At 34.2% G+C, this 19962-nt stretch carries 21 protein-coding genes; 12 read left to right on the top strand and 9 right to left on the bottom strand.

Annotation, left to right across the window (positions count from 1 at the left end; all coding sequences use genetic code 11):
• The 7 genes from FNW17_RS03090 to FNW17_RS03060 form a co-directional block, all read right to left on the bottom strand.
• Positions 1–1317 carry a DASH family cryptochrome gene (locus FNW17_RS03090; protein WP_144070845.1) on the bottom strand — a complete coding sequence of 439 codons (1317 nt, stop codon included), beginning with the start codon at positions 1315–1317 and terminating at the stop codon, positions 1–3.
• Complete coding sequence (locus FNW17_RS03085; RefSeq protein ID WP_185965259.1) at positions 1314–2849, bottom strand: cryptochrome/photolyase family protein; 1536 nt, start codon at positions 2847–2849, stop codon at positions 1314–1316. Before FNW17_RS03085 ends, FNW17_RS03090 begins: the two co-directional genes overlap by 4 nt.
• Positions 2850–2939: 90 nt before the next feature.
• On the bottom strand, positions 2940–3077 hold the full coding sequence (locus tag FNW17_RS03080; protein WP_143392014.1) for a DUF2256 domain-containing protein: 138 nt from the start codon (positions 3075–3077) through the stop codon (positions 2940–2942).
• Positions 3064–3801, bottom strand: a complete 738-nt coding sequence (locus tag FNW17_RS03075) for a YqjF family protein (RefSeq protein WP_144070844.1) — start codon at positions 3799–3801, stop codon at positions 3064–3066. Before FNW17_RS03075 ends, FNW17_RS03080 begins: the two co-directional genes overlap by 14 nt.
• 3 nt (positions 3802–3804) lie before the next feature.
• Complete coding sequence (locus FNW17_RS03070; protein WP_144070843.1) at positions 3805–5301, bottom strand: cryptochrome/deoxyribodipyrimidine photo-lyase family protein; 1497 nt, start codon at positions 5299–5301, stop codon at positions 3805–3807.
• A 48-nt stretch (positions 5302–5349) separates the two neighbouring features.
• Entirely contained in the window at positions 5350–5784 is a 435-nt protein-coding gene (locus FNW17_RS03065; protein ID WP_144070842.1) for a DUF2452 domain-containing protein, read from the bottom strand.
• A gap of 299 nt (positions 5785–6083) precedes the next feature.
• The gene (locus FNW17_RS03060; RefSeq protein WP_143392018.1) at positions 6084–6539 is read right to left on the bottom strand and encodes a GAF domain-containing protein; all 456 of its coding nucleotides are present in this window, start codon (positions 6537–6539) and stop codon (positions 6084–6086) included.
• 72 nt (positions 6540–6611) lie between these two features.
• Here FNW17_RS03060 and xrtF point away from each other — a divergent pair, with 72 nt between their 5' ends.
• From xrtF to pruA, 5 genes are all read left to right on the top strand, one after another.
• Positions 6612–7169: an exosortase family protein XrtF gene (xrtF, locus tag FNW17_RS03055; RefSeq protein WP_144070841.1), complete on the top strand. Its 558-nt coding sequence runs from the start codon at positions 6612–6614 to the stop codon at positions 7167–7169.
• Positions 7144–7587, top strand: a complete 444-nt coding sequence (locus tag FNW17_RS03050; protein ID WP_144070840.1) for an exosortase F system-associated membrane protein — start codon at positions 7144–7146, stop codon at positions 7585–7587. Before xrtF ends, FNW17_RS03050 begins: the two co-directional genes overlap by 26 nt.
• An 80-nt stretch (positions 7588–7667) precedes the next feature.
• Positions 7668–8921, top strand: coding sequence for a type IX secretion system plug protein (locus tag FNW17_RS03045; protein ID WP_143392019.1), 1254 nt, complete (start codon positions 7668–7670; stop codon positions 8919–8921).
• Positions 8922–9000: 79 nt separating this feature from the next.
• Positions 9001–9387, top strand: coding sequence for a Co2+/Mg2+ efflux protein ApaG (apaG, locus tag FNW17_RS03040; protein ID WP_143392020.1), 387 nt, complete (start codon positions 9001–9003; stop codon positions 9385–9387).
• Positions 9388–9676: 289 nt separating this feature from the next.
• Positions 9677–11305 (top strand): L-glutamate gamma-semialdehyde dehydrogenase, encoded by a 1629-nt coding sequence (gene pruA / locus FNW17_RS03035; RefSeq protein WP_144070839.1) that lies wholly within the window; start codon positions 9677–9679, stop codon positions 11303–11305.
• A gap of 102 nt (positions 11306–11407) precedes the next feature.
• On the opposite strand, the gene FNW17_RS03030 is transcribed toward pruA, so the two are convergent.
• Both FNW17_RS03030 and rsmG read right to left on the bottom strand, forming a co-directional pair.
• Complete coding sequence (locus FNW17_RS03030) at positions 11408–12079, bottom strand: DUF2490 domain-containing protein (protein WP_144071005.1); 672 nt, start codon at positions 12077–12079, stop codon at positions 11408–11410.
• A 41-nt stretch (positions 12080–12120) separates the two neighbouring features.
• Positions 12121–12750, bottom strand: a complete 630-nt coding sequence (gene rsmG / locus FNW17_RS03025) for a 16S rRNA (guanine(527)-N(7))-methyltransferase RsmG (RefSeq protein ID WP_144070838.1) — start codon at positions 12748–12750, stop codon at positions 12121–12123.
• A gap of 107 nt (positions 12751–12857) precedes the next feature.
• On the opposite strand from rsmG, the gene FNW17_RS03020 reads away from it, so the two are divergent.
• The 7 genes from FNW17_RS03020 (at position 12858) to FNW17_RS02985 (ending at position 19853) form a co-directional block, all read left to right on the top strand.
• Positions 12858–13955, top strand: a complete 1098-nt coding sequence (locus FNW17_RS03020; protein ID WP_144070837.1) for a fatty acid desaturase family protein — start codon at positions 12858–12860, stop codon at positions 13953–13955.
• A gap of 68 nt (positions 13956–14023) precedes the next feature.
• Positions 14024–15214, top strand: coding sequence for a pyridoxal phosphate-dependent aminotransferase (locus FNW17_RS03015; RefSeq protein ID WP_143390614.1), 1191 nt, complete (start codon positions 14024–14026; stop codon positions 15212–15214).
• A 695-nt stretch (positions 15215–15909) separates the two neighbouring features.
• The gene (locus FNW17_RS03005; RefSeq protein ID WP_144070835.1) at positions 15910–16359 is read left to right on the top strand and encodes a hypothetical protein; all 450 of its coding nucleotides are present in this window, start codon (positions 15910–15912) and stop codon (positions 16357–16359) included.
• Between the two features lie 191 nt (positions 16360–16550).
• A complete protein-coding gene (locus FNW17_RS03000; RefSeq protein WP_144070834.1) occupies positions 16551–18422 on the top strand; it encodes a peptidase U32 family protein in 1872 nt (623 codons plus the stop codon).
• Between the two features lie 160 nt (positions 18423–18582).
• Positions 18583–19158 carry a Crp/Fnr family transcriptional regulator gene (locus FNW17_RS02995; RefSeq protein ID WP_144070833.1) on the top strand — a complete coding sequence of 192 codons (576 nt, stop codon included), beginning with the start codon at positions 18583–18585 and terminating at the stop codon, positions 19156–19158.
• Between the two features lie 44 nt (positions 19159–19202).
• On the top strand, positions 19203–19403 hold the full coding sequence (locus FNW17_RS02990; RefSeq protein WP_126563200.1) for a hypothetical protein: 201 nt from the start codon (positions 19203–19205) through the stop codon (positions 19401–19403).
• 12 nt (positions 19404–19415) lie between these two features.
• Positions 19416–19853: a putative polyvalent protein kinase domain-containing protein gene (locus tag FNW17_RS02985; RefSeq protein WP_158618347.1), complete on the top strand. Its 438-nt coding sequence runs from the start codon at positions 19416–19418 to the stop codon at positions 19851–19853.
• The last annotated feature ends 109 nt before the right edge of the window (positions 19854–19962 follow it).

The raw sequence follows: 19962 nt of genomic DNA, 5'->3' as shown, positions 1-19962 counted from the left end.
TTATTCAGTATTATTTTGGAGCTTAATTTTAGTCAACCACAAATCCCTAAATTCCATTTTTTTGTCATAATCATTGGCTTGTTTTTCGATATTAAAATAGCGATGCCCACGAGGATCATTGCCCACACCAGCTAAATAAGCCCAATTTCCCCAATTGCTACAAACATCATAATCGATCAATTGTCCTTCAAAATAGGCTGCTCCCAATCGCCAATCCATATTCAATTCATTGCAAAAATAACTGGCTACATTTTGTCGCCCTCTGTTACTCATAAATCCAGTTAGTTTCAATTCGAGCATATTGGCATTAATAAAATCCGAGTTTGTAGTACCATTTATCCATTGTGAAAGTAACTTTTCGTTTAAAGATTTTGAGTTCACTTTCTCAGTTTTAATTCCAGAATACAAGAAAAACTTTGTTTGGTGTTTTTTGAACATAAACCGGAAAAAATCTCTCCAAAGCAATTCGAATAGTAACCAATAAGTGGAATCATTGGCTCCAAATTGGTTTTCATATTTTTTGATTTCAGCATATATAAATCGTGGAGAAATACAACCCATTGCCAGCCAAGCCGAAAATTTTGATGAATAATCAGCTCCAACCATTCCGTTTCGTGTCTCTTTATATTTTGATAAGCATTGCGTTTGATAAAAATAATAATCTAATCTTTTGACAGCTTCGCTTTCGCCACCTTTGAAATGGATTGCTGCACGAGAGTCGATTTTTATTTTTTTTAAGCCTAATTCTTTTAATGTAGGAAGTCCTAAAACGGGTATTTCTGGCGAATTAATTTGCTTAGGCTTTTCAAATGGATTTCTAATTATGGCATCCTGTTCGGTTTTCTTTCTGAAATTAGTAAATACATCAGGAATATCTTTGATAGAAAAAGGTAAATCCTCGGCGTGATACAACGTGCTGGTGCTAAAGGTTTCTAATTCGCATCGCAATTTGAATAATTCGTCTTGCACTAATTTCTCAGTCTGTTTTTCTTCGTAAGCGACTTCCCGTTTGGCAAAAACTTTTTGTGCTTTGTAGTGTTTAACAATTTTCGGAATTTCAATTTCTGGTTTCCCTTTTACGATTAATAAACCAGAACCTAAAGCTCGTAAGTTTTTATCTAAATCTTTAAGTGATTCCAACAAAAACTGCGCTCTAAAAGGACCCGTCTTTTTGAATCCGTATGGTGTGGTTTCAAAATGGGAATCGTCAAAACAATAAACCGGAATCATTTGTTCACTTTGCAAAATAGCTTTGGTAAGTGTTTCGTTATCCGTTAATCGCAAATCGGTTTTAAACCAAACTATTGAAGTTTTCATAAATCATTGATATTTTTCAAATAATAATCGGCTTGTAGCAAGAGTTCGGCTTTGGCTTCGGGTTGCATTTTTCGCCACACATTGTACATCATACCAATACGCGGATTCTTGCCTAATTTATCTTCGTTTTTGTCGTAAAAGTTCCAATACAAACTATTGAACGGACAGGCTTTATCGCCTGTTTTTAGGGCTTTTTTATAATAACACGAACCACAATAATGACTCATTTTGTCAATATACGAAGCGGAACTTACATACGGTTTCGTGCCTACTATTCCGCCATCGGCAAACTGGCTCATTCCGCGAGTGTTGGTAATTTCGACCCATTCAATCGCATCAATATAAATTCCGAGATACCAAGCATCGACTTCATCAGGATGAACGCCTGCCAAAAGCGCAAAATTGCCTGTAATCATCAAGCGTTGAATGTGATGTGCATAGGCAAAATCCAACGATTGGTTGATGGCATCTTTCAAACAGTTCATTTTTGTTTTCCCTGTCCAAAACCAATCGGGTAATTTGTTTTCGTGGTTGAAATAATTCATCGTAGCATAATCGGGCATTTTGTTCCAATAAATACCACGCATATATTCTCTCCAACCAATGATTTGTCGAACAAAACCTTCCAACTGATTGTATTCTATTTCCTCTGGACGATTTTCCCATTCTTGAATAGCTCTATTGATGACTTCTGACGGGGAAATTAATTTACAATTCATAGAAAACGAAAGCCGAGCGTGATACAAAGACCATTCGTTGGGCGTCATTGCGTCTTGATAACTTCCAAAAAGCGCCAAACATTCAGTAGCAAAAAAATCTAATAATTCCAAGGATTGTGTTCTATTTATAGGCCAAACGAAGTTTTTGGCGTCAATAGTGCCAATGGTTTTAATGTTGGCTTTATTGATTTCAGCAACAATTTCTGAAACATCATTTTTGAAAACCAATGGCGGTGTTGGTTTGTGGTCTTTGGGTAATTTTTTGCGGTTTTCGCCGTCATAATTCCATTTTCCAGTCAAAGGTTTGTCTCCTTGCATCAAAACGTTGTGCTTTTTTCGCATCATATGATAGAAACTTTCCATCAGAAAAGTTTTTTTGCCTTCAAAAAAATCGCCTAATTCGCTTCTGGAACTCATAAAATGTTCTGAATCCGTTACCGAAGTTGTAATGGAAAGCGAATTGCAGAAGTTTTTCAACAATTGGTCCAATCGGTATTCATCGGGTAATTGGTAATCGAAATGGGCGAAATTTTCTTTTTTAATTAAAAATTGAAAATTTTTATCGAACGATTGTAAGTTGTTTTCATCGTTTAATTGAAAATAAATCACCTGATGATTTTGCTTTCTTAATTCATTGGCAAACTCTTGCATCGCCGCAAAGAATCCAGCAATTTTTTGGATATGATGTGTTGCATAATCAGTTTCGGAACGGATTTCCATCATAACATAAGTTACCGAATCATCAACGGTTTGATACCAAGAATGATTTATATTTAATTGATCACCGAGAATTAATCTTATAGTTTTTTTCATTTGCTTAGTTTTTCGAACCATTAAGAAAATCAAGAAAGTTAAGAACACTGTAAATCTTAATTTTCTTAATGAACTTAATGGTTTAATTTTTTATTTTCTACTTCTACATTTATCGCTACAATATTTCACTTCGTTCCAGACTTTCTCCCATTTTTTGCGCCAAGCGAAAGGTTTGTTGCAAACAACGCAAATTTTATTGGGTAGGTTTTGTTTTTTAACGCCTTTCATTGTCAAAATTTAGTTTTGTTCTTTTCCATTCTATCGCCACAGCGGAACCATCGGCTATGAAAACCGCTTCGGGTTTTGTTTGGTTTAAAACCGAAAATGATTTCCCGTACATTGCCTCAAAATCACAGTCAATTTTATAATCCAAAACTTCACTTACCTTCCAACTTGGATGTTGCAATTTGTATTCTTCGGTTTTGTTTTCATTAATTTTTGTATATCCATAATAGTTTTCGTAGATAAAACTTTCTAATGAATTTGGCTTCATCTTTTCGGATGTGGTCGCTGTTGTTACGGCAATGGAATTCCATTTTTTGTTTAACAACCATTCAAATTTTATTTTTTTTAATAATTTTTCTTCAATTATCTTGTGCTTGGTTGGCACAACCGTGTAATGTTCGTTGTATAATTTATTGGCAACCCAAGCCACAATTGGATACGGAATGGTTTCGTTTATAAAAACTACACCTCGTTTTGTACTACCGTTTTCTTCTTTTCGTCTCACATAAAACCGTAAATTGATTTCTTCAAAACTCCCAAAAAACGGAATTGGAATAGTAAACAATTTTGTTTTTTTGAACATAAAACCCACTAAACTGATGTAGCATTTTTCGTTAAATAAATCTAATTCTACCCCTTTTGGTAAAAAAGGAATTAGAATTTCGGGGTCAATTTCATAATTTACCATTATTATATTTTCCCAATTTGCTTTTAAAAATAGTGCCATTTTTTAGGTTTTTTTTGGTGATTTAGTTCTTCTTGAATTTGGGTTACTCACGTGTTTTTGTAAAATTCGTTTGCCTTCCTGTTTTACTTCCTCTTTTTTGCGGAAACTCCACGCAATATCGCTGGCGTATTTTCGGGTTTCTTCAATGTTTACTATTGGTTCGGGATAATCTTCGCCAATTTTGCAATTATAAAATTGCTGTTCCATTTCGTTCATTTTCCAAGGTTCGTGCAATAAATGAACAGGGATTTCAGCCAATTCTGGTAACCATTGCTTGATGAAAATACCTTCGGAATCGTGTTCTTCGGAGTTTTTTATGGGATTATAAATTCGGATGGTATTAATTCCTGTTGTGCCCGATTGCATCTGAATTTGCGGATAATGAATTCCAGGTTCATAATCCAGAAATTGTCTCGCCAAGAAATGCAATTCACGCCAATCTTGCCATAAATTAAACGTAAAAAAAGAAACCACCATCGCTCGCATTCTGAAATTGATGTAACCCGTTGCGACCAAACATCGCATACAAGCATCGACAATGGGAACGCCCGTTTTGCCTTCTTGCCAAGCTTTTATGTAGGTTTCGTTTTTTGGTTTGATTAAAGTATCATAAGCTCGGTTAGCGTTTTCGAATTCCATTTCGCATTCGTCTTCAAATTTTTGCATAAAATGGCAATGCCAATGCAAACGCGAAACAAAATTGAGAATCGCCCGTTTGTTTTTCGACGCTTCATAAAACTGATTCGTATATTGATACACCATTCGCATACTGATGTTTCCGTAAGCTAAATAGGGCGACAATCGGCTACAGCCTTTCCTGCTTAAAGCGGGTTTTGAAATGTGTTTGCTATAATTGACATAACGCTCTTTGACAAAACTGTCTAAATACCGCCAAGCCAAAGTCTCGCCTCCTTGCTGGAAATTTTTGTTTGGAGTTGTGATTTCAATTGGTAAAACTTCCCCTTTTAAACTTTCGTAAAAATCAGAATCTAAATGAATGGTTTTTAAATCGGATTCTTTTAAGATTTTGGGACTTGCTCGCATCACTTCTTCCCAACGTTTGTCCCAATTTTGTCGCGATTTTAATTTTCGGATGACACCGTGCATTTGAAACTCCTTCCAAACGATATTATTTTCTTGAAAAAGTTCTTGCATAGCAATGTCTCTGTCAAATGTGATTTTGTTACCAATTTCTTGATGCGAAAAAATGGTTTTCACCTCAAAATTTTTAATTATTTCTGAAAATACAAATTTCGCATCGTTATGAAAAAAATACAATTTGCTGTTTGACGCATTCAATTTCCTTTGCAAATCTTGAATCGATTCGTAAATAAATCGCCAATGACGCACATCTGCATCGTCATAATTCATAACCGACGGTTCAAAAATATACACCAACAATAAAGGCAAACCTGAGTGATGTGCGTTAAATAATGCTTCGTTATCAAAGAACCGCAAATCGCGTTTAAACCAAACAATATTTATAGACGTTTTATTCAAAGTTTATGTTGTGAAATAAGCACTAGATTGCATTTTATTTTACACTAACTACCAAAATTTTGAGTTTTGTGTAACCCTTTCATTTGGTTCTAATTTGATCCACTTTTTATCACTATTGAGTTTAAAAGTAGCAATATGCTCTTTGTTCCATTCGGTTGGACCAATCAAAGAAAGAAAATTAACACCATCATCGGCAGTGTACAAATGGTAGATTTCGCCAATAACAGGTTCAAATGAAAACTTAGCATTGTAAACCATATCGTTCCACTCGTATTCTTCCATCAGGTTTTTGTAGTGTTGCTTGAGTTCATTGAACTTATTTTCGAACTCTTTGTTTACTTGATGAATCCCTCTCGTTTTCCAAGCAACGACGTCTTCCGTTTTTATGGCAGGCGCGCCTACATTTGTTGCATAAGGCAATAGACTAGCGTTGTATCCCTCTTGATCAGAAAATACTATGTTGTCCGGTTTTTCATTTTTCATTTTTGTGAAAATTACATTTGATTTATGAAAATAGGTATAGATTTGAGTTAAAATTATTTTGTTTAACAAAAACAAATAAATATTAAACAAAGATATAAAACATAAAGCAGAATAAATGCTTTATTCAAAAAAAATAGTGATAAAAGACAATCTATACAAATTTGGGGTTTTCATAAAAACAGTAAACCTCGCCCATTTTAAAAACAGGCGAGGTCTAAATTCAAGTCCATTCAACCCTATACTCGGATTTCTTTGGGAATATGGTAGAATTTTAGATAAAAATTAGAATAGTTTTTACTTTAATACATTTTTGAAATTTCTGAGCAAACAAATTCCAAAAATCGTTCGTCTTCCGCTGTAAACGGATTGAGAACGTGACTGTCAATATCGATTTGCCCTATATTCTCTCCGTTTACAAATAAAGGAACCACAATTTCGGACTTTACTGTAAAACTGCAAGCAATATAATTATCCTGTGCTGCCACATCAGGAACTACAAAATTAGCATTAGAAACCGCTACTTGTCCGCAAATCCCTTTTCCAAAAGGGATTACAGTATGATCTGTTTCTGCACCAACATAAGGACCTAGATGCAGGGTTTTGGTCTCATGATTGGCAAAATAAAACCCAACCCAATTGTAGTAATCGATGCTGTTACTGAGAAGTTCACATGTTTTCAACAGTTTTTCTTCTCTAGATATGTTGGAATTAGAAATAATATCGGTTACTTTTGGTTTTAATTCTTCGAAAGTCATAATCATTTATTTTTTGTAAAAGTATTTAAATACGGCTGTTTAATTTTATATAAATTTGTTAAAAAGTTAATTTTGAAAAAATATTTTATTCTTTATAAACCGTTTTTGCTGTTTTTAGGCAAATTTTCATTGACTTACTTACTCTTGACATTTGTTTATCAAATTTATCTTGGACAATTTGATGTGAAAAAAAATGAAGCGGATAGTTTTACAAAACTAGTTGCACAACAAACAGAGGATGTGTTGCTTTTCTTTAATTGTGATGTCAAAACCGCCCCAAATTCAAAAGAACCTGCAGTAAATTTATATTTCAATCAAAAATCAATGGCCCGAATAATAGAAGGCTGTAACGCTTTGAGCGTAATTATCTTATTTATTTCATTCATAATCGCTTTTTCGGGAAAAATAAAACCAACCATTTTATATATCATTGGCGGAAGCATTCTCATTCATATTCTAAACGTTTTTAGAATTGCACTTTTGTGTGTTTTGATGTATTATTATCCTGAACAGCAACATTTTTTGCACGGCGTTTTGTTTCCATTGTTTATTTATGGAGTAGTTTTTGTGTTGTGGATTATTTGGGTCAATAAATTTTCAAAATATGCTAAAAAAACTATTCAATCATAAAGTAAGAATTGCACTTGCAATGTTATTTGTCGTGGCTTTGGTTCTAATTCGAGCCTACGAAGACAGCTTGTTTTATGATCCTTTTCTAGATTATTTCAAGGGTGATTATTTCAATTTACCCATTCCAGAAATTGATAATCTCCAATTATTTGGCGGTTTATTTTTTAGATATTTTCTAAACACAAGCCTTTCATTAGCCATAATTTATGTTTTATTCAAAGACATCGACGCCATAAAATTTGCTTCTTTTTTATATTTGATTTTTTTTGTGATTCTAGTCGCTGCTTTCTTTTTCATTCTTTTAAAAAATGGAGACTCTAACAAAATGGGCCTCTTCTATGTGAGACGATTTCTAATTCAACCCATATTTTTGCTTTTATTTCTTCCTGCATTGTATTATCAAAAACAAAAACAGTAAGGTTTTGAGTTTCTCTAAAAACTTCTAATAATTTAGAGTTATATTTCGTTATATTTACAATGCACCAAAAACAAAGCACTATGTCTAAAGATATTTTTCAAAAAATACTATTGATTTTTATTGTCACTTCAGCATTTGCACAAACACAAACCGAGGTTCTTCCGCCTTATAATATCAAAACCGTTTCTTTTGTACAAAGCAACGAAAATGTTGTTCCAATTTTTAAATTAGGAGACGGTTTCCAATTTCAATTTGATGATCTCTATGGCAATGAAGCCAATTATTACTTCGAAATTGTGCATTGTGACTATAATTGGAATCCAACAACTATTCCAAAAAACGAGTATATGACAGGTTTCGACGGGCAAAGAATCATACAATACGAAAACTCCATCAATACATTACAGATTTATTCGCACTACATATTGCCAGTTCCCAATCAGTTTATGCAATTACGAATCAGCGGCAATTATATCTTGAAAATTTTAGACGAAAGTCGAGAGGTTATTTTGTCACGAAAATTCATCGTTTACGAAGATCTCGTAACTATTCCTATGCAAATTAGAAGAGCGAGAACAGCAAATTATTTGGAGTACAAACACAATATCGAATTTTCGATAAAGTCGCTTGCTATCAATTTTCAAACCCCGATAAAGAATATAAAAATTGCATTGTTTCAAAACGGACAATTGAACCAAGCTATCAAAAACATCGTTCCGCAATACACCATTGGCAATGAATTAATTTACAAATACGATACTGAAACTCAATTTTGGGCAGGAAATGAATTTTTATATTTTGACAACAGCAATATTAGATCAGCTGGCAATACTATCTCGAGAATAGATTCCAGCAACGGAATTTATAATTCTAATTTGTTTACCAACAATGCGAGAGGAAATTACCCTTATACACTAAATCCAGACGTGAATGGAAATTTTGTAGTTCGTAACATCGGTGCCGCAAAAAACGAAATTGAAGCCGATTATGCTTGGGTTTATTTTAGTGTTTCGGCCCCTACTTTTATGAAGAATAAAGGCATTTATATCACGGGAATGTTCAACAATTATAGCTTATCACCCGAATACAAAATGGATTTCAACAAAGAAAAAAACACCTACGAAAAAGCCATTCTCATCAAACAAGGATTTACCAATTTTCAATATCAAATTGCCGACGACAAAGGAAATATCGATGGAGAAAATGCCATTGACGGCAATTTTTGGCAAACTGAAAACGATTACACCATTTTAGTGTATTACCGCGAAAACAATGACCGTTACCAAAAAGTCATAGGAAAAGCTACAACAAATTCAACTATAATCACCAACTAAAAAACATTTCTCAAAAAAGTACTAGTAACCCTTTTTTTTGTAAATTTGCAATTATTAAACTCATTCGTAATACTTTGCTATGGTTTCTCAAATAACAAGAGGCATAAAAATTTCGGTTTTGACTAGTTTTGAAGGCACTTACTTCAAAAACTACAAGATCCATTTTGCCTTTAGTTATGAAATTACCATCGAAAACCACAGCAAGGATTCGGTACAATTAATTTCGCGTCATTGGGAAATTTTCGATTCCCTGAATAGCAACGAAGTGGTTGACGGAGAAGGTGTTGTAGGCAAAAAACCCGTTTTAAAACCAGGCGAATTGCATACTTACAATTCTGGCTGCCTTTTGGCTTCTCCATATGGTGCAATGAAAGGCTATTTCAATATGATCAATTTTACTTCCACAAAAAATTTCAAAGTTATCGTCCCTACATTCAAGTTGTGTGCTCCGTTTGCTATGAATTAAAAGTCGTTTCGAGGAACTAAGCAATCTCAATAATTTTTTTTATAAGCTATTTCCAGCTCTTCATTGCAACTCCTCCTTCAAAAATCTTTTTTTCTAATGCAATTGCAGGAGGTTTCTTTGGTCGCTCTACAATTACAAGAAAAAATAGCTTTTCTCAATCCGAGGTTTTCATTTCGATCTAGGCTAAATCCAAAAATAGAATCATCAGATTTAAACCATTAATTGCAAATTTTTAAAACAATCCTTTGTACTTTTGTGAAAATTTTCTAATTCTCAAAAAAATAAAGATATGCTGAAAGGATTTTTCAATGCGCCAAAAGCCGTAAACGAACCCGTAAAATCGTACGCACCCAATTCTCCCGAAAAAGCTGCCGTTCTTGCCGCTTATAAAACAATGTGGAATACAACTATCGATGTTCCTTTATACATTGGAAGCGAAGAAATTAGAACCGGAAATACCCAAAATATGACGGCACCACACGACCATAAACACGTTGTGGGAACCTATCATCTAGCTGAAAAATCGCATATCGAAAAAGCCATAACCAATGCATTGGATTCAAAAGCAAAATGGGCCAATATGGCGTGGGAACAACGTGCCGCTATTTTCCTTAAAGCCGCCGAACTAATTGCTGGACCTTACAGAGCCAAAATAAATGCAGCAACAATGATTGCGCAATCCAAAAATATTTTTCAAGCCGAGATTGACGCTTCTTGCGAATTCATAGATTTCTTGCGTTACAACGTAGAGTTTATGACGCAAATTTATGCCGATCAACCCAAATCCACTTCCGATGTTTGGAATAGATTGGAATACCGTCCGCTGGAAGGTTTTGTTTATGCCATTACGCCTTTCAACTTTACGGCAATTGCAGGAAATCTTCCGGCAAGTGCAGCAATGATGGGAAATGTCGTGATTTGGAAACCAAGTGACAGTCAAGTTTTCTCCGCAAAAATCATCATCGATGTTTTCAAAGAAGCAGGACTTCCTGATGGTGTTATCAACGTTGTTTTTGGTGATGCTTTAATGATTACCGATACTGTTTTGGCCAGCCGTGATTTTGCCGGAATCCATTTCACAGGTTCCACTCACGTATTCAAAGATATTTGGGCAAAAATTGGAACTAATATTCACCATTATAAAACCTACCCAAGGATTGTGGGTGAAACAGGCGGAAAAGATTTTGTTGTGGCGCATCCAAGTGCGAATGTGAAACAAGTGGCAACCGGAATTGTTCGTGGTGCTTTCGAATTTCAAGGACAAAAATGTTCCGCAGCTTCTAGAGCTTATGTTCCTCAGAGTATGTGGTCCGAACTCAAAAAACAATTGATTACCGATGTGAAATCAATGAAAATGGGTTCGCCAGAAGATTTTGGTAATTTTATTACCGCCGTAATTCACGAAGGTTCATTTGATAAATTGGCTAGCTTTATTGACCAAGCCAAAAAAGATTCGGATGCTGAAATCATCGTTGGTGGAAACTATGATAAATCGGTTGGTTATTTTATTGTGCCAACGATAATCGTGACCACAAATCCACATTATTCTACTATGGAAACCGAATTGTTTGGGCCCGTTATGACGATTTTTGTTTATGAAGACGATAAGTGGGAAGAAACATTGAAATTAGTAGACAACACTTCAGAATATGCATTAACTGGAGCAATTTTCAGTAAAGATCGTTACGCGATTGAGCAAGCAACAGAGGCTTTGCAAAACGCAGCGGGGAATTTCTACATCAACGACAAACCAACTGGAGCAGTTGTAGGAATGCAGCCTTTTGGCGGCGCAAGAGCTTCTGGAACGAATGACAAAGCGGGTTCTGCCTTGAACTTATTGCGTTGGGCTTCGCCAAGAACGATCAAAGAAACTTTTGTAACTCCGGAAGATTATAGATATCCATTTTTGGGAGAATAGTTTTAGAGGTACGAGGTTAGATATACGAAGTACAAAATTTAAAAACCCACAAGAATCAAGATAATTGAGTTTTTGTGGGTTTCATTTTAAATTTTAAAAAAACTAAAAAGGCAAACTATTAAAAAACATAATTTGAAATTGAGTTCTGCTAGAATTTTGCTGAATTTGTGACATTACTCCTAATTCCATTTTCAAACTTTTACTGAAACAATAGCCCAGACCGCCATAAATACGATCTCTGTCAAAATAATTGCCTTCGGTATTGATAAAAATTTCATTATAGGCAGAAGCATAAATTGTATTTTTATCCATCGCTTTTTTGTTAATCGGAATATTCAAAGAGAGAAAATAACGCGCTCGCATCTTGAAATCATCTTCGATAAATCGTTGTTCAAAACGATAACGGTGCTGGAAATTGACTCTTCCAAATTGTTGTTTGGTTATGAATTGCTGAAAAATCCTGTGTTCGTTGGTGTTCAATTTTTCATCCGTTCCAGCGATATAAGGTTCTGAATGAATGTAAGCATAACCTAACAATAAGTTATTATTGTTTTCGGACAAATTGTAACCAATACCTGTTCTCAACAACAATTGCTCTAAATCTCCTGCGAAATTATAGTTTCGATATTGCACTTCGTTGTGAAAATTCCATCGGTTGTTTATTTTTTGATTTCCGAAATAAAGAAACCAGTTCCCTACGTCTGTTTTTTGTGCATTGGCATTGGTTGCTAAAAATAATACCAACAACAAGCAAAAGGATTGTAATTTATTCATCATTTAATTTTGAAATTAAAAACTCATATTACTAACTAATTTTAAACCACAAACTTCAAAGGCAAATGCACCACTTTCTTAGTCTCAAAAAAGGCGTCTTCAAAAAAATCGGCTAAATTATATTCCGTCGCTTTCGGGAAATCTTTCAATTCTTCGGTTAAATCACCGCCTTTGAGATAGAGAATTCCGTTGCGGAGTTCGTGTTTGCTTTTCTTTTTGATTTTATCTTTCACCCAAGAAACAAAATCGGGCATATTGGTCACGGCGCGACTCACGATAAAATCGAAATCGCCTTTTACCAATTCGGCACGCATTTGTTCCGCTTTCACGTTTTTGAGCTCCAACGCTTCGGCGACAGCCTGAACGACTTTTATTTTTTTGGCAATGACATCTATCAAATAAAAACGCGTTTCTGGGAAAAGAATCGCCAAAGGAATTCCTGGAAATCCTCCGCCAGTTCCTACATCCAAGACAAAAGTTCCGGGTTCGAATTTGATGATTTTGGCAATTCCTAAAGAATGCAAAATGTGTTTGGTGTACAATTCGTCGATATCTTTTCGGGAAATTACGTTGATTTTGGCATTCCAATCGTGGTATAAAAAATCCAATTTTGCGAATTGTTCCTTTTGGGCGTCGGTTAAATTGGGGAAATATTTAAGAATTTCTTGCATTACTATAAATTTTAACAAATGTACAGCTTTTAGTTTTGAATATTTAACGCAATTTTACAGCTTGAAAATTATTAATAATTACCTTTGTAACTTATTTAAAATTAAAGATGAATAACCTCGCTCCAACATTCGCTAAACAAGACACTTTAAAGTTTTTCAGAACGCTTAACTCTCGCGTGAACAATTATTTTAAAGAAAATAATATTGAAAAAACAGGTAATTGGAAATTGTATTTAAAAACTATAATTTTATTCACTGTTTTTTTAACACCCTATTTTTTAATTATATTTTTAACTCAAATGCCCTTTTGGCTTTTCATCGTACTTTCTGTAGTCATAGGAATTGGTATGGCCGGAATCGGAATGAACGTGATGCACGACGGAAACCACGGCTCTTATTCAAACAAAAACTGGATTAACAAATTTATGGGTGGCACCATTTACATTTTAGCCGGAAACGTTTATAATTGGCAAGTGCAACACAATGTTTTACACCACACTTACACCAATATTCCTGGACACGACGAAGATTTAGATGCTGGACGTGTGATTCGTTTTACTAAAGAAGCAAAATGGTATAATTTTCATCAATTTCAACATTATTACTCCGTTTTCTTATATGGTTTATTGACTTTTAATTGGTCTTTGACTACTGATTTTAAACAAATGAAGGCATACTTAAAAAGAAATTTGTCTTATGGAAAGGCAAAAAATCCAAAAATTCTTTGGACAACTTTAGTGATTACAAAAATTATATATTTTGCCATTTGGATTGTTATCCCAATGATAATAGGCATTTCGTGGTGGAAAGTATTGATTGGGTTTTTTGTAATGCATTATACCGCGGGACTAATTTTAAGTATTGTTTTTCAATTAGCACATATTACAGACGAAACTACTAATCCACATCCTAATGAAAATGGTGAATTAGAATCTACTTGGGCCATTCATCAATTATTAACAACCGTAAATTTTGCTCCAAAAAACTTTATTATCAATTGGTACACCGGAGGATTAAACCATCAAATTGAACATCATTTATTTCCAAATATTAGTCACATTCATTATGGCAAAATTGCAAAATTGGTGAAAGAAACCGCGCTAGAATGTCAATTGCCTTATTACGAATACAAAACATTTAGAAGTGCCGTAATTGCCCATTTCAAACATTTGAAAGAACTAGGAGTAAAACCTGCTTTAGAGTAAAGACACATTGCAATACGTCTCAACAAAAACAACAAACAACCAACTTTATAAACCCAAAATTACAATTAATGAACAATTTGCTTTCAGACAGAATCAATAATTTAGCTACATCACAAACATTAGCAATGGCTGCATTGGCCAGAGAATTAAAAGCTCAAGGAAAAGATATTATCAGTTTAAGTTTGGGGGAACCAGACTTCAACACTCCTGATTTCATCAAAGAAGCTGCAAAAAAAGCCATCGACGAAAACTATAGTACGTATTCTCCAGTTGACGGTTACGGTGACTTGAAAGAAGCTATTTGCAGAAAATTCAAAAGAGATAACGGATTGGATTACAAACCATCTCAAATCGTAGTTTCAACAGGGGCAAAACAATCATTGTACAATATTGCGCAAGTAATGCTAAACGACGGTGACGAAGTTATTTTACCAGCACCTTACTGGGTTTCTTACTTCGAAATCGTGAAATTATCTGGAGGAGTTCCAGTTGAAGTACCAACTTCTATAGAAAGTGATTTCAAAATCACGCCAGCACAATTGGAAGCAGCCATCACACCAAAAACAAAAATGATGTGGTTCTCTTCTCCTTGTAATCCATCTGGATCAGTTTATAACAGAGAAGAATTAACTGCTTTGGCCAAAGTATTAGAAAAACATCCAAACATAATAGTAGTTGCAGACGAAATCTACGAGCACATCAATTTCTCTGGAACTTTTTGCAGTATTGGTTCAATCCCAGGAATGTTAGAAAAAACAGTTACCGTAAACGGACTTGCCAAAGCTTTCGCAATGACAGGATACAGAATTGGATATATAGGAGCACCAGAATTTATCGCAAAAGCGTGTACCAAAATTCAAGGCCAAGTAACTTCAGGAGCAAATTCAGTGGCACAAAGAGCTGCTATAACTGCTGTAGATGCTGACCCGAGTGTATTGAATCATATGGTTCAAGCGTTCCATTCTCGTAGAGATTTAGTGGTTGGATTGTTGAAAGAAATTCCAGGAATTAAAATCAACGTTCCAGAAGGAGCATTTTACGTATTCCCAGACGTTTCTTCATACTTCGGAAAAACATTGAAAGGAACAGAAATCAACAATGCAAACGACGTTTCAATGTACCTTTTGGCCGAAGCTTGTGTAGCTACTGTAACAGGAGATGCATTTGGGAACCCAGATTGTATTCGTTTCTCTTACGCCACTAGCGAAGACCAATTAATCGAAGCTTTAAAAAGAATCAAAGACGCTTTGGCAGGATAGTCGAAAATTTTTTTATACCATAAGCCTCAAGGAAACTTGGGGCTTTTTTGATCTTACTGAGTTTTTCAAATGTATGGCGTGACCACAAGGGTCGGGCTATACGTTGCAATCTTTATATTTTTAAAGAAAAAATATAAAGGATTTTCACTTCTATCCCTCACGCAAATCCTGCTAAAAACTAACATTTTTACAAGAAAAAAAGTATATTTGAAAAACTATAAAAAGAGGATAAACCTACTTAAATACAAACGAATTAGATGTAATTAAAATTTATGTGTAAAGACTGTTTTGAATCCGAATATTACAAATTTAATTCCACAGCTGAATTCAACAAATTCAACAACGAATTTGATTCAAAAATTTCCAAAACAATTCTCTTTGTTAGCACTGATAAATACAAAACAGATTTTCACAATGTTTATAAATGTAAAACTTGTGAACAAATATGGTGGCTTTCTGATCCTGATAATCACTGGCGTGGTTATTTTTTAAAAGAGAAAAATGCAAAAAAAATTATTGACACAGATGAAGAAAAAGGAAAATTAATAAAATATGGCTGCTTAATAGTTATTCTATTATTAATTTTTATTTCAATAAAAGTCTTCATATTTTAAAAATGAAATTATGCATCAGCTGTATCAAGTCATTTTCTCTTTCGATATAGAAATAGAACAATTATTAAAGCCTTTTAAAAAATGAAAACTATTCAAAATAAAATAAAAATCTTAGCATCCTATCAAATATTAACAGGCGTTTTGGGAATATTATTTTTATTATTTATAAACTTAAAAAGTTCTTCAACCCTATTTATAATAATAACTGGTTTATATTCATTTTCTATATATGCTGGGTATTCATTACTTAAAAAAAACTTTGAAAAAGGATTAGATTTATCTATCTATAATCAACTTATTCAAATTTTAGGTTTTGGTATATCTGGTTTTGCTTTTGAGTATTTCCCTGGAATTTTCGTAAGCCTAGGTTTAAATTTAACAAATGATACAATAATTAATTATAATGCCGGTTTTAATAGTTGGATTTTGAATTTAAGTTCAAATTCTAATTTGTTTATTAATGTAAATCTTGTAGCAATCGTATTTATTATTTTTATTTTTAAATTAAAAAACAATTCCAACGCTCTATAAAATTCCCGTTAATCATTATAAATAAAAATCCCACTTCCAAATTAAACCTATTCTTTCCTAGAACAACTATTTTTCCAAAAAATCCTTTCCCAAATTAGAAATCCCGAATTATTTATAAGAACTTTGCAGACTTTTTGGGCGAAAGCTTAAAAGCCTAAAATTCCACTCATTATAAAATTATCATCCCATAGATGAAAAAGAAAATAGAAATACTCGCTCCTGCAAAAGATTTAATTCACGGAATGGCAGCCATAAACGCTGGAGCTGATGCCGTTTATATTGGAGCACCACAATTTGGCGCACGATCTAATGCCACCAATTCCATCGAAGATGTAGCGGAATTAGTAAAATATGCGCATTTATTCAACGCACAAGTTTTTGTTGTTATCAACACCATTTTATACGACAACGAACTCGAGACCTGTCGTCAAATGATTTGGAAATTATACGATATTGGTGTTGACGCCTTGATTGTTCAGGATATGTCGATTATGGAAATGGAGTTGCCTCCTATCGTTTTACACGCCAGCACACAAGCCAACAATCGCGATGCTCACAAAATCAAATTCCTGAAAGATGCCGGAATGAAACGTGTAGTTTTGGCTCGCGAATTGAACCTGCACCAAATCAAAGAAATCAGCGAAACTAGCGATGTGGAACTCGAATTTTTCGTGACTGGTGCGCTCTGCGTTTCCTTCAGCGGAAATTGTTATATGAGTGTGGCCAATGGCGAACGCTCTGCCAATCGTGGTTCTTGTGCTCAAAACTGTCGTTTACCGTACAACCTCATCGATGGTCACGGCGAAACCTTAATCAAAAACAGTCACTTGCTTTCCATCAAAGATTTTGATGTTTCTGACCAAATTCCGAATCTGATTGAAGCTGGAATTTGCTCTTTCAAAATCGAAGGACGTTTGAAAGATATAGTTTATGTAAAAAACAATGTTTCTTACTTACGCCAAAAACTAGATGCATTTCTGGAAGGTGAAGGTGGCAACAACTACACCAAAGCTTCTTCGGGAAAATGCAGTTATACTTTTGATTCGGCTTTGAACAAAAGTTTCAATCGTGGTTATACCGATTATTTTGTAAACGAAAGACACCAATCAATCGGTTCTTGGGAAAGTCCAAAATCGAAAGGACAATACATTGGCAAACTCATAAAAACCACTGCAAACGCTTATGAAATTGAAAACGGGGAATTGCTAAACAATGGTGATGGACTTTGTTTCATCAACGAAAACAACGAAGCTGACGGAATTTATGTCAACAAAGCAGAAAACGGGTTGGCTTTTCCGAATGTTTTGAAAGAAATTAAACCTGGAACGTTCATTTACCGCAACAATGACGCTGCTTTCATCAAAATTGTGGAACGAGAAGACAGTGCGGTTCGAAAAATCAGTACGAATTTATTGTTGTCCGAAAACGAAAATGGTTTTGAACTCATCGCCACCGACGAAGACGGAAACGTGAGCAGCGTGAATTTAGTTCATCCAAAAGAAAGAACCAAAAATAACGAATCTATCGAGGATAATTTCAAAATTAATTTGGCAAAAACAGGTTTCACACCTTACACTGCAGATGAAATAACGATTCTATTTTCTGAAAACTGGTTTCTTCCTATTTCCAAAATCAACGAAATGCGAAGAACGGTTTTCGAACAATTATCTGAAATTCGTTTGGCAAACTACAAGGTCAAAGAACATCAATTGGTCAAAACAACACATCCTTATCCGGAAACCAAATTGGATTTTATGTACAATGTTTCGAATAAATTGGCACGCAAATTCTACGAGCGTCACGGTGTAACCGAAATTGAAAAAGCTTTTGAATTGCAATGGGAACCCGGAAAATCACGAGTAATGACCACCAAATATTGCATCAAATACGAATTGGAAAAATGCCCAAAATACCATCCCAATATGGATGGCAGACTCAAAGAACCGTTGGTTTTGAAACAAGGCGAATTGGAATACAAACTCAAATTCAACTGCAAACCTTGCGAAATGGAAATTTGGGAAAAAGATGCTGAATTCGAAATCGAGGAAGATCATTTTCATTAAAACACAAAACCGATGCTTTACATAAAAAGGCATCGGTTTTTTTCTTTTAACGCAAATTCTCAAATCTCAGTTAAATACTATCATTAATTTGCGGTAAAAAACAAAAAACAATTACCTAAAACATCTAGTTTTAGACTAAATTTGAAACTACTAAAAAGCTATGCGTTTACTGATAGACAATCTCTCCAAACACATTTCACTGACTCCGCAAGAGCAGGAACTTTTTTTGTCTAAAACAGAAATTTGTCAGTATAAAGCCAAAACCATTTTGCTCAATGCCGGCGAGGTTTGCAAGACTTCCTATTTTGTGAATTCGGGTGTGTTGCGAAGTTTCAACATCAACGACAATATTGTGGAACACGTGATGAGTTTTGCTTGTAGCGGTTGGTGGATTAGCGATATGTACAGCTTGCTTTCGCAAAAGCCAGGCAATCTTTTCATTCAAGTCATAGAAGATGCAGAAGTGGTTTTATTATCTAAAGAAAATCAGGAAATACTCTTTAAAGAGATACCCAAACTCGAACGGTTCTTTAGAATTCTAACCGAAAATTCATTGGTAGCACATCAGGAACGATTAATGGATAATTTAAGCTTAACCGCCGAGGAACGCTTCGAAAAATTCTGCAACAAACACCACGACTTAATCCAGAAAGTTCCCCAAAAACAAATTGCCTCTTATTTAGGAGTAACTCCGGAATTTTTCAGCAAAATGAAAAGTAAGCTTTTGAGGAAATAATCAACAATTATTAAATAAAAAATAATTATTACATTTGTATAAAAATGATTTCAAATGATACCAAACAAACTCTTAAAAATATCATTAGCGGAACTATCATTGAAGGCAAAAATGATACGCTCACAACAACCCGAAATCAATTATGCACAAGCTTTAGAACAGATACAACTACTAAAAGAGATTTCGACAAACAATGCGAAATCAAAAAAGAGCAGGAAAAACAGCTAACCGATTATATTTCTTAAAATAATCTTTGTATAACTGACTTTTCAGATCAGGAAAATTATCTTACCGAAGGAGGCGAGGCCAAAATCTATTTCGGCAAAGACAATAAAAGTGTAATTAAACTTAACGATGCTATTTATTATTTCACTTGGTTGGATTCTTTCAACAGCTTATTTATTCATAATTTATTCTTTGAGGGAACAAAATATGAATTACTTGGCTTCAAAAGTTCAAACGAAACACTTTTTGCCGTTCTAAAACAAGCTTTTATTATTTCTGACAAACCCGTAAATTTGGATGATGTTAAGTATTTATTGGAATTTAATGGTTTTACAAACACACGCAGAAATGATTATTATAATCCTGAATTGGGATTAATATTAGAAGACATCCACGATGAAAATGTAATCGTGAATTCAAATGTACTATTCTTCATTGATACAGTTTTCTTTATCAACTTAAAAGAATAATTTGTTTTTTTTAATAATGTTGCTAAAATAATTTCTTAATCTACATTAAGTACCTTTTCTTACTTCCAGCGTAAATTTGTATAACAAAAAACAACTAAATTTATTTATT

The organism is Flavobacterium franklandianum (assembly GCF_007097365.1).
Lineage (GTDB): Bacteria > Bacteroidota > Bacteroidia > Flavobacteriales > Flavobacteriaceae > Flavobacterium > Flavobacterium franklandianum.
This window is presented reverse-complemented; position numbering and strand designations above follow the sequence as displayed.